Origin of the sequence: Chitinophaga sp., from assembly GCF_036566945.1 — a bacterium.
In the GTDB taxonomy this organism is placed as follows: Bacteria; Bacteroidota; Bacteroidia; order Chitinophagales; family Chitinophagaceae; genus Chitinophaga.
This window is the reverse complement of sequence record NZ_DATCVJ010000464.1, coordinates 1-13105: the sequence shown is the minus strand read 5'-3', so window position 1 is coordinate 13105 and position 13105 is coordinate 1. Positions and strand designations below refer to the sequence as shown.

Below are 13105 nucleotides of genomic sequence, written 5' to 3'. Positions count from 1 at the left end.
TTTCCTGGAGCAAAGGCTCAACCTGGACGACGATACTTCACTGGCATTGAACGAGCGCCTGCTGGCCAATTGCCGGCAGCTGGATTACAGTGGTAGCCGGATGGTACATATTTTTCTGCCCATCTCTGAAAAAAAAGAAGTGGATACCTGGCCATTGGTAAAATGGCTGCGGGAACAACAGCCACAAATGGAATGGGCGCTTTCCCGGTCGGATATGAAAACGGGCGAGATGAGCCACCATCTCTGGAAAACCAATACCATACTGGTAAAAAACAAATTCGGCATTCCTGAACCGGATCAGGGAGATGTGGTACAGCCAGCCAATATCGACCTGGTATTTGTTCCCCTGCTGGCCTTCGACCTGCAAGGCCAACGCGTAGGTTATGGCAAAGGGATGTATGATCGTTTCCTGCAACAGTGTAGCCCCGGTGTACGTACCATCGGCCTTTCGCTGTTTGAACCGATTCCTGTGATCGAAGACGCAGATGCCTGGGACATACCGCTGCAAACGGTGGTGACCCCGGATCATATTTATCAATTTAAATAAACGACAGTGCTCAGATATCTTAGTTTTATTTTATATCCCTTCTCCCTGCTGTATGGCCTTGTGATGTGGCTGCGCAATCGTTTTTATGATAAGGGACTGTTGACCGCCGTAGAATTTGACCTGCCCGTTATCGCCGTGGGCAACCTTTCCGTGGGAGGAACCGGCAAAACGCCGCACGTGGAATACCTGATCCGTTTACTGAAAACGTATTTTAAAATAGCCACCCTCAGCCGGGGGTATAACCGCCGTACCAGCGGATACCTGTTGGCCGACGAAAAAAGCACAGCCGCCGATATCGGGGATGAACCCATGCAGTTTCATGTTAAATTTCCGGATGTCAACGTATGTGTAGGGGAAGAAAGAATGCTGGCCATTCCCCAGCTGCTGGGCGATGAGCCGGATACGCAGGTAGTCCTGCTGGATGATGCATTCCAGCACCGCTCCATTAAGCCAGGCATGAACATCATGATCACGGACTACAGCCGCTTGTTTACCCGCGACCATGTGGTACCCTTCGGCCGTTTAAGGGAAGGACGTGCCGGTTATCATCGGGCCGATTGCATCATTGTATCCAAGTGTCCGCCGGCCATGAGCGTGGCTGAGAAGGTAGCCCTGGAAAAAGAAATTAAACCATTGCCTCATCAGCGGCTCTTTTTCACTACCTTGCAATACGGCGCCCTGTCCGATATGATTACCCATCAACCGGTGGAAATCCCCAAATCAGCAACCGTATTGCTGGCGTGCGGCATAGCAAGGCCCGAACCATTGCTCGAAGAATTGAAACGACGTTACAAACAGGTATACCTCTTGTCTTTTCCCGATCATTATTATTATACTGAAAAGGATATAGAAAAAATCAAAAAAGAATGCAGCGACTTACCAGGCACCCAAAAGATTGTCATTACCACAGAAAAGGATGCGGTAAGATTACATCTGCTCAAAGGTGTACTGGCAGAACAAAACCTGCAGATTACTGTTATGCCTGTGGAGATTTCATTTCTCTTTGGGGAAGCAGCATTATTTAATAACTTTATTTTTGACTACGTAGGCCGGCATCTGCCAGTCCCAGGTCAATGATAACTTACGACTAACATGAGTAGAAAAAAGAAAAATAAAAAAGGCAGTAATAATAACTCCAACCCGAACACCCATAACAACAATAGTGGCCAGAAAAAGACCTTTAAAGGCATATTGGAAGTGACCAGGTCAGGAATGGCCTTTGTGATTGTAGATGGCCTGACAAAGGATATCATGGTGAAGCAGAAAAATCTGCATACTGCCCTTGATAAAGATGAAGTGCTGGTAGACGTGCTGAAATCAGCGCGTAACGAAGGCCGGATGGAAGGCATTGTAACGGACATCCTTAAACGAAATAAGACAGAATTTACCGGTACCCTGCAGGTCAGCAAAAGCTTTGCTTTCCTCATCCCTGAAAAGGGATTGTTTATGCCGGATATCTACATTCCAGCCAACTCTCTCGGCGGTGCTAAAAGCGGTGACAAAGCCGTAGTAAAAATCGTAGCCTGGGGAGAAAAATCACGTAAGCCGGTAGGAGAGATCGTTGAAATTCTCGACGCCAGCGATACGAATGACCTGGCCATGAAAGAAATCCTCATCGAAGCCGGGTTCCCACTCAGCTTCCCTAAGGAAGTACTGGAAGAACTGAATGCCATCCAGGAAAATATCTCTGAAGAAGAAGTCAGCAAACGTAAAGATATACGCAAGATCCTCACCATGACCATCGATCCGGTGGATGCCAAAGATTTTGATGATGCCATTTCTATACGCCTGCTGAAAAACGGACAGTATGAAATTGGCGTGCACATCGCCGATGTAAGTCATTATGTGTTACCTGGCACCGAACTGGATAAGGAAGCGGATAAACGCGCTACATCTGTGTATCTGCCGGATCGCGTACTGCCCATGCTGCCGGAAAAAATATCCAATGAACTGTGCTCACTGCGTCCGCATGAAGATAAACTGACTTTCTCCGCAATGTTCCAGATGAACGAAAAAGGAGAAATCAGACAACACTGGATTGGCCGCACCGTTATTCACTCTGATCACCGCTTCACCTATGAGGAAGTCCAGGAGATCATAGAAAGCAAAGAAGGCCCTTTCAAAAATGAAGTGCTGTTGCTGAATAAGATTGCGCAGACCATGCGTGCACAACGCTTCGCTCACGGCGCCATCAATTTCTCTTCACAGGAGGTACGCTTTAAACTGGACGAAACCGGTAAGCCGATTGGCATTGTCATAAAAGAAAGTAAAGAAGCACATCAACTGATCGAAGAATTTATGCTGCTGGCCAATAAAACCATTGCAGCATATGTAGGTAAATTAAGAATCAACAAACAACCGATACCCTTCCCGTATCGCGTGCATGATACACCAGATCCGGAAAAACTGAAGGTGTTCGCCCTCTTTGCCGGAAAATTCGGATATAAATTTGACCTCAGCACACCCGAAAGCATTGCCACCTCTTTCAACAACCTGTTGTTACAGGTGAAAGGCAAACCGGAGCAACCAGTGCTGGAAACATTGGGTATCCGTACCATGGCTAAAGCCATTTATACGGTGAATAATGTAGGTCACTATGGTCTTGGTTTCGAAGACTATTGCCATTTCACTTCTCCTATCCGCCGTTACCCCGATGTACTCGTACACCGCGTACTGGCAGAATGCCTGGCCAACAGTGTAAGACCGGATAAGCAAATGGAGCAGAAATGCAAACATAGCTCTGAAATGGAACGCAAAGCCATGGAAGCTGAAAGAGCCGGTAACAAATACAAACAGGTAGAATATATGCAACAGTTCATTGGTAACACCTTTGAAGGGGTCATCAGTGGAGTGGCGCATTTTGGTTTCTGGGTAGAAACCATGGATACCAAGTGCGAAGGCTTAATCAGCATACATAACCTGAACAAAAGGGAAGAATTCCAATATAACGAAGGAGAATATGCATTGGTAGGCCAGAGTACGGGCCGCAAGTTTCGTATAGGCGAGAAGGTGAGCATCCGTGTGGTGGCCGCCAGTCTTGCTAAACGTCAACTGGATTACGATCTGGAAGATGAGCTGACAGGTACCGGTACCGCCAGACCCGAATTCCAGCATAAACATCACGACGACCGTAAAGATCACCGCAGGGATGATCGCCGCGACGACCGCCGTGATGACCGCAAAAAGAAGAAAGAGAAACACCGTGGCGGAGAGTTTACGCCTAATAAACCATGGCAGCAGGGCGCTAACGGTGCCCCTAAAGTGCCCCAGGTACCAAGACATGAACCAGAACCGATACCAGTAGTAGACCAGGTAGTAGCAGAAACGCATGTAGTACCGGTAACGCCAATACCAGCGCCGGTTCCACCGGCAGCAGTGCCGCCGGCGAAGAAGAAATGGAGAGAAGCACCTGCCCCTGAAAAAGCAGCAGAAGCTCCGAAAGAAGTTACTGCAGCACCGGTAGAAAAGAAAGCGATACCAGAACAAGAAAAGATAGCCGCTAAACCAGCGCCCGCAAAGGCTCCGGAAGCAGCACCTGCCCCTGCTAAAGTAGCTGCAGTGAATGCACTCGTGAAAGCAGTACAGGCTAAAACGACGGAGAAAGCCACAACGGCGAAACCAGCAGCGAAAGCAGCAGTGGTGAAGCCAGCTGCCCCAGCTAAGAAAGCCGCAGTGGTGGCTGCACCGGCTAAAAAAGCCGCAGCTAAACCAGCGCCAGCCAAAAAAGCTGCAGTGGTAGCCAAACCAGCTAAGAAGGCAGCAGCAAAACCAGCCCCAGCCCAAAAAGCTGCAGTGGTAGCCCAACCAGCTAAGAAGGCAGCAGCAAAACCAGCCCCAGCTAAGAAAGCCGCTGTGGTAGCGAAACCAGCTAAGAAGGCAGCTGTTAAACCAGCACCGGCTAAGAAAGCAGTAACTAAACCAGCTAAGAAAGTAGCCGCTAAACCAGCACCAGCAAAGAAAGCGGTGGCTAAACCAGCTAAAAAAGCAGCTGCAAAACCAGCACCGGCTAAGAAAGCAGTAGCTAAACCAGTTAAAAAGGCAGCTGTTAAACCGGCACCAGCAAAGAAAGTGGTCGCCAAGCCAGCTAAAAAAGCAGCTGCAAAGCCAGCGCCCGCAAAGAAAGCAGTGGCAAAACCAGTAGCTAAGAACAAGTCAAAGAAAAAGAGTAAATAATAAAATACGAGCCACCAGTGATGCATTCATTTCAGGAGTTAACAGCGCAGTTTAGTCAACATTTTGAGAAACAACAATTTCCGGAACAACCCAGCAAGTTATACAACGCCGCTTCCCATATACTGGGCATTACCGGCAAAAGAATACGGCCGGTATTGTGCCTGATGGGAAACGAATTATTTGATACCCTGCATCCGGATGCTATGGAAGTAGGTAGCGCTGTAGAGCTTTTTCACAACTTCACCTTATTGCATGATGATATCATGGACAAAGCCCCGCTTCGTCGCGGTAGGCCAACCGTACACATGGTGTACGGAGAGCCGGCTGCCATCCTTGCAGGAGATGTAATGCTCATCAATGTATACGAACGCCTGAATAAGGTAAGCGCACATTATAAGCAAAAGATCATCACCGTATTTAATAAAGCGGCAATTGAGGTTTGTGAAGGGCAGCAACTGGATATGGACTTTGAGGGAATGGAGGCAGAGAAGGTACAGTATGATGATTATGTGCACATGATCGGCCTGAAAACATCCGTGTTGCTCGCAGCCAGCTTACAGCTGGGCGCTATTATTGGCGGCGCCGGCGACGGCAATCAGCAGCACCTGTATTCTTTCGGCAAAAATATTGGAATTGCCTTCCAGATCCAGGACGATTACCTGGATGCGTTTGGAGATCCCGAAAAATTCGGTAAACAACAGGGAGGCGACATCCTGGTGAATAAAAAGACTTTCCTGCTGCTGAAAGCCCTGCAGCTTTGTAATGCGGAACAACGTGCAGAATTACAAATGCTCATGGAAACTTCACCGGCTGACAAAGTAGAACGGGTACTGTCATTATTCCGCAGTTGCAAAGTGGATGAGTGGGCGGAAAAGGAAAAGGAACGTTTCCAGCAGCTTGCTTTTCAAAGTCTTGACAGTATCGCGGTACTGTCGAATCGTAAAACAGCGCTGATGGAACTGGCTAACTACCTCTTAAACCGTCAGCAATAAGGTTTGTATTTAAAATCGCATTATATTCGCGCTTGTCTTATTCAGGATGAAGTGATATGATATGCTGATTGCACTGATTTTTTCTGAAAGATTTAATCAGCGCAATCAGCATTCTTATTTTTAGCAGGGTAAGACGGTATATTTAACAGATTAAAAAACAACTGTAACAAGTAATTCCTTCGCCAATGTCAAATTCGCTGTTTCGAAAAAAATCGCTTGCCACCATTATAAAAGATGCCAAAGACGGATTGGCAGACGGTCATGGAACAGGAGGATTGCATAAGGTATTAAAGGTGAAAGACCTTACCGCTATGGGGATTGCCGCCGTTATCGGTGCCGGCATTTTTTCCACTATCGGGGAGGCCTCCTTTCATGGTGGACCGGGCGTATCGTTGTTATTCGTTATCACGGCCGTTACCTGCGGCTTCTCTGCCCTATGTTATGCGGAATTTGCTTCCCGCGTACCTGTATCCGGCAGCGCCTATACTTATTCATATGTTACTTTCGGAGAACTCGCCGCGTGGGTAATCGGCTGGGCGCTGATCCTGGAATATGCCATCGGGAATATTGCCGTGGCCATTTCCTGGAGTGGGTACTTCAATAACCTGTTGGGAGGACTAGGTTTAAGTTTGCCTTCCTGGCTGGCCAGCAACTATGATAGTGCCACCCCCGATATTATCGCGGCGGCCCCACATATCGCTGGTATTCCTATCATCCTGAATCTCCCCGCGTTTATCATTGTGGTGCTGGTGACTTACCTGGCCTACGTAGGTATCCAGGAAAGTAAACGCAGTGCCAATTTTATGGTGGCGCTCAAAATACTGGTGATCCTGTTTGTGATTGTAGTAGGCTTCTTTTATGTAAATAAGGCGAATTGGAACCCTTTTATGCCGAATGGCTTCGCTGGTGTGCTGAAGGGGGTATCGGCCGTATTTTTCGCTTATATTGGCTTTGACGCGATCAGTACTACAGCGGAAGAATGTGAAAATCCGCAAAGAGATCTGCCCAAAGGCATGATCTATTCCCTGATTATCTGTACGGTATTATATATCCTGATTTCCTTTGTACTTACGGGTATGGTCCCTTTTTACAAATTAAAGGTAGATGATCCCCTGGCTTTTGTTTTTGACCAGGTTCATTTACCATGGATCAGTTATCTTATCTCCATCAGTGCAGTGGTGGCTACCACCAGCGTGTTGCTGGTATTCCAGATTGGTCAGCCACGTATATGGATGAGTATGAGCCGGGATGGCCTGTTGCCAAAGCGTTTCAGCAAAATTCACCCGCGCTTTCAAACACCTTCTTATGCTACTATTATCACCGGTATTTTAGTAGGTGTGCCGGCCCTTTTCCTGAACCTCACCATCGTAACAGACCTGACCAGCATAGGTACCTTATTTGCCTTTATCCTCGTTTGTGGAGGTGTTTTGATATTACCGAGAGAAGAAAAGGCCACTGTAAAGCGTTTTCAGCTGCCCTATATAAGCGGACAGGTGATTGTTCCGGCCCTGGTAATAGGATTGGTGGCGTTGTTTTATAAGGAAATCCTCGTTAAGTTTTCTACAGAAGGTGGCTGGGAAGTATGGAAGCACAACATTCCTTTCTACATATTTGTGTTGGTCACCGTGCTGATTACTTTCTTTTCAGCTACCCGCAAACTCTCTCTGATACCGGTATTGGGAATGCTCAGCTGTTTTTACCTGATGACGGAAATCGCCCTGAAGAACTGGATTGTTTTCTCTATCTGGCTCGCATTGGGATTGACGATCTATTTCGCCTACAGCTATACGCACAGTAAGCTCGGTAAAAGGGCATAAAGCGTAAAGCAGAAAGCAAAAAGCTATTGAAGCGGATGATGAACCTGTAATCGGTTAAATCATCCGCTTCAATAGCTTTTTGCTTTCTGCTTTACGCCTTCCGCTTTCCCTATATATTTTTTCGTAACTTCATAGTAGCTCTTTGATCCTAAAATTTATATTTTATGAACATGCTACAACAGGTTGAACACTGGGGTGACAGACATAGCCCCAATTGGTTGAGTGCCGTACGCATTCTCCTGGGGTTATTTTTAATGGGCGTAGGTATTCTGTTTGTAATGAACAGGGATGCACTCGTATCCATGATTAGTCAGAAACCCGCGCTGGCTGCGTTATCAGTCATGTTAGGGCATTACATTGTATTTGCTCACATCGTTGGGGGCTTATTTATTGCCATGGGACTGCTCACCAGATTTTGTGCCCTCGCCAATATACCGGTATTGCTGGGCGCCGTATTCCTGATCCATTCTCCTTCCGGCTTATTTACCGTTTATCCATTTATGGCATTGTCTATTGTCGTGCTGATTCTCCTGATCGTATTCGTAGTGGAAGGCAGTGGCCGTATCTCCGTAGACGATTACATGCGCAGGCACCCTGAAAAAGTGCGTAGCCGCAAGTATGCGGAGTAGGGTAGTTGCAATGGTAATACCCGTCTGATAAATCTCTTCCACACATATCCCTTCAAAATTCTATTTTTGTATTTCAGAAGAATGCAATTATGAAATACCAAATAGGCGACAGCATCTTGCTGTTGAGTTCAAAAGAAGAAGGAACGGTTGTTGACGTTGTGAATGATAATATGGTGATGATAGAGGTAAAGGGAACATCATTCCCGGTATATCTCGACCAGATTGATTTCCCATATTTCCATCGGTTCACCCAGCAAAAGCTGGTGAAAGATAAGCCCAAACTGATCCCCGGGGATGAGATTAAAGTAGACAGAAGTAAGTATGAAGTATTTAAAACGGACAAAGGAATGTTCCTGTCTGTTTTGCCGGTATACCAAATGGATGGCCTGGATGAAACAGTGAAGCTGATGAAGTTTCACCTGTTTAACGACACGCCGCATGGCATGCGTTTTTATTTTCAGATCTGGCTGAACAACCAGCTGGATCTGGAAATAAAGAATGAGATTCAGCCGTATAATAATTTCTACCTGGCTGATCTGATCTTCGAATCGCTGAACGATAATCCACGATTTGAGTTTTCTTTTTTCCTGAAAGAGCCGCAACCCAAGCTGGCCACTTCCGTACAAAAGACTTGGAAAATTAAGCCTAAGCAGATGTTTGTCCAGCTGGAGCAGTTGCGTGTCAAAGAAGAGGCAACGATCACTTATCCTTTATTTGAGAAATTCCCGGAAAAGGAACCAGAGCCACCGGCACCAGCAGAAGCGCCCAAAAAGAAGGCGCCTATTACTACATTAGGCTCCGGAAATTTTGCCAGTCTCTTAAGTAAAATTCAATTACAGCCGGAAACCTCTCTCACACCCAAACACGAAGTGGATCTGCATATTGAAGCATTGGAGAAAAACTGGAAAGGACTCAGCAATATTGCTATCCTGGCCATACAACTCAATGCCTTCCAGCGTTACATGGAATTGGCGATCAGTCATCATCAGCATAATCTGATTGTTATTCATGGTATAGGCAAAGGAAAACTGCGGGATGAAATTCACCAGGTACTGAAGCAAACACCAGAAGTAGCCAGTTTTGTAAACCAGTACCATGCAAAATACGGTTACGGTGCTACAGAAATAACGTTTCGATGAAATTATGAATTATGAATTACGAATTTGTGAGGAGATAGTGGCGGATGATTTCCGCGTTTACCATCTACGCTCTAATTCGTAATTCGTAATTCGTAATTCGTAATTCGTAATTCGTAATTCGTAATTCGTAATTCTTTTCTATCTTCGCGCCTCAACTACAAACCGTGCTATCGTTCCACTGGCTTGTTCAGTGGGAAGGAAAGTCCGGACAGCGCAGAGCAACGCACCACCTAACGGGTGGGGCCTGGTGCAAACCAGGAACAGCAAGTGCCACAGAAAATAACCGTCTGCTTCGGCAGATAAGGGTGAAAATGTGGGGTAAGAGCCCACGGTGCAGGCAGGTAACTGTTTGTGCGGGTAAACCTTGCGTGCTGAAATGCCATGTATACGGTCGCCTGAGGGCTGCTCGCCCGATGACCGAGGGTAGGCAGATACAGACAACGTGCGAACGTTGTCGCAGATAAATGATAGCAGTCTGTCCCGGCTTTGCTGTGGCAGAAACAGAATCCGGCTTATAGGTTTGTAGTTTTTTTTCTTCCCCTTTTTGATATGCTAAAATAAGCTGTTAACTTCCCGCTAATATTAATCTCTATTTTTTATGAACCAGAAAGATGAACATACCTGGGGTACCCTTGTACACCTGGGCGGTATTATAGGTATGGCCGTAATACCTACTGTAGGCAATATTATCGGTGTACTCGTATTGTGGCTGATCAAACGTAGCGAATCTGCTTTTGTAGATGATCAGGGCAAAGAAGCTATTAATTTCCAGATCACTCTCAGCATCGCAGCGGTAGCGGTGAACCTGGTCAACAATATTTCAAATGGATTTTGGTCTTTGACCAACTTTTGGCGTCATACACGCGGAGAGTTTTACTTTTCCTGGGGCTGGACGGATCTGTTAGGAGTAATATGGCTGATCAACATTATTTTTAGCATCATTGCAGCCGTGAAAGCTAATAAGGGCGAGTCTTATAAGTACCCGCTGAGTTTGCGTCTGGTTAAATAGAGCAGAAGGCAGAAAGCATAAAGCAAAAAGCTATTGTGTACGAGATATAAGCGAATACCGCTTTATTCTATTACACAATAGCTTTTTGCTTTATGCTTTCCGCCTTCTGCTAATTCTTTTTAATTGCCTTCACTTTTGCTTTATGCTGCTTTTTCCCTTTCACATTTTCCCCTTTAATAGTAGCCGCCAGCTTTAACGCCTCATAGCTGTTAATCACACCGCCTGTTATTGACAAGTCAGCGAAATTCACTTTCTCATCAGCGGAACCTGGTTTATTCACCATCGTGCTTCAATCTGGTAAAGGAGTGGCACTTTTTTCCAGTACGTATTTCAGTTGTGCGGCGCTGAGCTCAGGATAGTAGGAGAGTACAAGCGCTGCTACACCTGCCACCACCGGGCTGGCCATACTGGTACCGCTGGCGCTGCCGTATTTGTTACCACCTGGAATAGTAGAATAAATTTGTACACCTGGAGCAAACAGATCTACTCCTTTTTTACCATAGTTGGAGAAGTTGGCTACTTTATCATTGCCCGTGCCATTACTGCTGGCGCCTACGGTAATGAAGTTGGTAGCACTCTTGCCATCCAGGTAATCAGGGTTAGGGAAGTTAGGTATGGAATCATTGTTGGCACCATCGTTACCGGCAGCATGTATCAATAATACGCCTTTCTCTTCTGCATATTTCACCGCAGCATCTACCCATTCCTTATGAGGTGAAAAAGGTTTACCGAAGCTCATGTTGATGATCTGTGCGCCATTGTCTACTGCATAACGGATCGCCAGGGCCACATCTTTATCTCTTTCATCGCCGTCCGGAACGGCTTTTACGGCCATAATGCGTACGTTGTCAGCTATGCCGTCCATACCTACGCCGTTGTTCCTGGAAGCGCCAATAATGCCGGATACGTGGGTGCCATGGAAACCAAAGGTGCCCATTACATCATTGTTGCCGTATTTGTTATCGTTGATATCTTCGAGGTTATCGCCTACAATTTTTTCCCTGTTGGCATTCGGCATTACTTCTGTACTTTCTGCCTTGCGTTTCAGTTCATTCATGTATTCATCAAACTCCATTTTAAACTCGCTGAAAGTGGCTGGCTCATCACCGGCACTTTTGAGTAAACGGGTCATGAAGTTACGTGCCAGCAACACATCCTGGTTGGTGGTTTGAATACTATCCAGTTGCACTACATTGAAATCTTCCTTACCCAGATAGGTTTTCAGGATGCTTTCACATTTATTGACATTTTCCTGCAGCTTAGCCATGCTTTTATATTGCATTTTAAACTGGGAATTGGGCTTTTCTACTTTCGATTGCAAAAGCTGCCAGGTAGCATATTCTTTAGAGTCTTTTGCGAGGGCAGAATCCGGATTGCCATAGAGCGTTTTGTAGCGGTAGTATTCGCGGGCAGCTTCTTCCGAATCTTCTTTTAAACTGCTGCCATCTTTACTTCCAAGGAAGTTCCAGCCGTGGATATCATCCACATAGCCGTTATGGTCATCGTCTTTTCCGTTGCCGGGAATCTCACGCGGATTAGTCCACAATATAGCTTTCAGGTCTTCATGGGTGGTATCAATACCAGAGTCAATCACCGCCACGATCACCGGGGTGCTTTTCTTCCCTTTTAACAATTCCTTATAGGCTTTTTCTGTAGATGTACCAAAAACACTGTCAGTATCATAACTCAGCAGATGCCAGTTTTTGGGGACCTGGGTTTTACTTTGCGCGCTGGTATTTGTTGTAAAAGCAGTCATTAATGCAACACACCCTGCCAGGACTGCGACCTCTCGACTAAACAATTTCATGTTCAATAATTTTCCCGATATATAAAACAACTAAAAATATCATGTGATAACAATAAAGGTATAGAAAAAGCGGTATAACATTAAATATTAATGATAAGCGCGCTATATGTTGGTTGATTGGGAGATTGACGGATTATTTCTCTGATAATTACCTGAATGCCAGCGAAATGCAGCCAAAGTGATCTTATCGTGATACAGTAGCTGGCCCGGTCTGATTGCCACCTGTCACAATCTGTTTTGCAGATGTTCCCGGCTGTTTTAGTTTTACATCATTCCCTCAGGCATCTATACTCTCTCATCTACCGTTGTTCTAAACGAGATTTTTTACAGGTACGTTTTTTCACTTATTTAAATTTACCAATCATGCTGAAGACTCTTTTCATGGCCACATTGCTGGCTACCGGTACACAGGTATTTGCTACTGAACCAGAAGTAACTACCATCATTTTCGTGAATGCTGCAGAAATGGAATCATCACCTTCTTCCGACCCCGGTCTGAGCCCTTCCGGAGAGGAGCAGGCGTCACAACTGGCCACCTCACTGGCAGGAACAGACATTAATGCAATCTACACTACGTTTATCAACCGCGCCGTACAAACCGTAACCCCCCTCGCTAAATCACGCCAGCAGCAGCTGGACTACTTCCGGCTGAACGGTGATCCGGAACTTACTTCCAGTATCATGAAAGACATGATCAGGAAAAATAGCGGCAAAACGATTGTTATTTGCAGCGATCCGGAAAATATTACTGCAATGATACGACAGGCAGGCGTAAAAGGGAAAGACGTGAAAACCCTTTATGATAAAGGATGTGGCCAGGTTTTAGTGGTGAAACGAAGCGGTAATAATACGGCAGTAGCACAAAAGTTGAATATGAATATTCAAAAAAAAGTCTAATATTTATATCCGGAAGAGTATTTAATGGCTTCCCGCTATTACTTACTTTTCTCATAAGCATGGTTTCCGTTTAACGAAAAGCGGGGTTCTCTAAC

11 protein-coding genes and 1 other RNA gene are annotated in these 13105 nt (G+C 45.8%); 10 read left to right on the top strand and 2 right to left on the bottom strand.

From position 1 onward, the window contains the following. From VIP81_RS14305 to VIP81_RS14265, 9 genes are all read left to right on the top strand, one after another. Nucleotides 1-547 (top strand): 5-formyltetrahydrofolate cyclo-ligase (locus tag VIP81_RS14305; RefSeq protein ID WP_331961785.1); only part of this gene is annotated, 547 nt, incomplete at its 5' end. Nucleotides 548-553: 6 nt separating this feature from the next. Continuing rightward, complete coding sequence (gene lpxK, locus VIP81_RS14300) at nt 554-1624, top strand: tetraacyldisaccharide 4'-kinase (RefSeq protein WP_331961782.1); 1071 nt, start codon at nt 554-556, stop codon at nt 1622-1624. A 15-nt stretch (nt 1625-1639) separates the two neighbouring features. Beyond that, nucleotides 1640-4720 carry a ribonuclease R gene (rnr, locus tag VIP81_RS14295; RefSeq protein ID WP_331961779.1) on the top strand — a complete coding sequence of 1027 codons (3081 nt, stop codon included), beginning with the start codon at nt 1640-1642 and terminating at the stop codon, nt 4718-4720. A 20-nt stretch (nt 4721-4740) separates the two neighbouring features. Beyond that, a complete protein-coding gene (locus tag VIP81_RS14290) occupies nt 4741-5712 on the top strand; it encodes a polyprenyl synthetase family protein (protein WP_331961776.1) in 972 nt (323 codons plus the stop codon). Between the two features lie 185 nt (nt 5713-5897). Further along, a complete protein-coding gene (locus tag VIP81_RS14285; RefSeq protein ID WP_331961773.1) occupies nt 5898-7529 on the top strand; it encodes an amino acid permease in 1632 nt (543 codons plus the stop codon). A gap of 164 nt (nt 7530-7693) precedes the next feature. Beyond that, on the top strand, nt 7694-8158 hold the full coding sequence (locus VIP81_RS14280; protein ID WP_331961770.1) for a DoxX family protein: 465 nt from the start codon (nt 7694-7696) through the stop codon (nt 8156-8158). A gap of 89 nt (nt 8159-8247) precedes the next feature. Then, nucleotides 8248-9297, top strand: coding sequence for a Smr/MutS family protein (locus VIP81_RS14275; protein ID WP_331961767.1), 1050 nt, complete (start codon nt 8248-8250; stop codon nt 9295-9297). Between the two features lie 154 nt (nt 9298-9451). After that, an RNA gene (rnpB, locus tag VIP81_RS14270) (RNase P RNA component class A) lies at nt 9452-9828 on the top strand. A gap of 67 nt (nt 9829-9895) precedes the next feature. Beyond that, complete coding sequence (locus VIP81_RS14265; RefSeq protein ID WP_331961764.1) at nt 9896-10306, top strand: DUF4870 domain-containing protein; 411 nt, start codon at nt 9896-9898, stop codon at nt 10304-10306. Between the two features lie 109 nt (nt 10307-10415). Here the strand turns inward: VIP81_RS14265 and VIP81_RS14260 are convergent, their stop codons facing one another. Both VIP81_RS14260 and VIP81_RS14255 read right to left on the bottom strand, forming a co-directional pair. Then, nucleotides 10416-10589 carry a hypothetical protein gene (locus VIP81_RS14260; RefSeq protein WP_331961761.1) on the bottom strand — a complete coding sequence of 58 codons (174 nt, stop codon included), beginning with the start codon at nt 10587-10589 and terminating at the stop codon, nt 10416-10418. 6 nt (nt 10590-10595) lie between these two features. Next, nucleotides 10596-12113, bottom strand: a complete 1518-nt coding sequence (locus VIP81_RS14255) for a S8 family peptidase (RefSeq protein WP_331961759.1) — start codon at nt 12111-12113, stop codon at nt 10596-10598. Nucleotides 12114-12476: 363 nt separating this feature from the next. On the opposite strand from VIP81_RS14255, the gene VIP81_RS14250 reads away from it, so the two are divergent. Then, nucleotides 12477-13010 (top strand): histidine phosphatase family protein, encoded by a 534-nt coding sequence (locus tag VIP81_RS14250; RefSeq protein ID WP_331961757.1) that lies wholly within the window; start codon nt 12477-12479, stop codon nt 13008-13010. The last annotated feature ends 95 nt before the right edge of the window (nt 13011-13105 follow it).

Bases quoted from the DNA above. Each gene is read 5' to 3' on its own strand.
- rnr (WP_331961779.1), top strand. From the start codon at position 1,640: ATGAGTAGAAAAAAGAAAAATAAAAAAGGCAGTAATAATAACTCCAAC.
- VIP81_RS14290 (WP_331961776.1), top strand. From the start codon at position 4,741: ATGCATTCATTTCAGGAGTTAACAGCGCAGTTTAGTCAACATTTTGAG.
- VIP81_RS14285 (WP_331961773.1), top strand. From the start codon at position 5,898: ATGTCAAATTCGCTGTTTCGAAAAAAATCGCTTGCCACCATTATAAAA.
- VIP81_RS14280 (WP_331961770.1), top strand. From the start codon at position 7,694: ATGAACATGCTACAACAGGTTGAACACTGGGGTGACAGACATAGCCCC.
- VIP81_RS14275 (WP_331961767.1), top strand. From the start codon at position 8,248: ATGAAATACCAAATAGGCGACAGCATCTTGCTGTTGAGTTCAAAAGAA.
- VIP81_RS14265 (WP_331961764.1), top strand. From the start codon at position 9,896: ATGAACCAGAAAGATGAACATACCTGGGGTACCCTTGTACACCTGGGC.
- VIP81_RS14260 (WP_331961761.1), bottom strand. From the start codon at position 10,589: ATGGTGAATAAACCAGGTTCCGCTGATGAGAAAGTGAATTTCGCTGAC.
- VIP81_RS14255 (WP_331961759.1), bottom strand. From the start codon at position 12,113: ATGAAATTGTTTAGTCGAGAGGTCGCAGTCCTGGCAGGGTGTGTTGCA.
- VIP81_RS14250 (WP_331961757.1), top strand. From the start codon at position 12,477: ATGCTGAAGACTCTTTTCATGGCCACATTGCTGGCTACCGGTACACAG.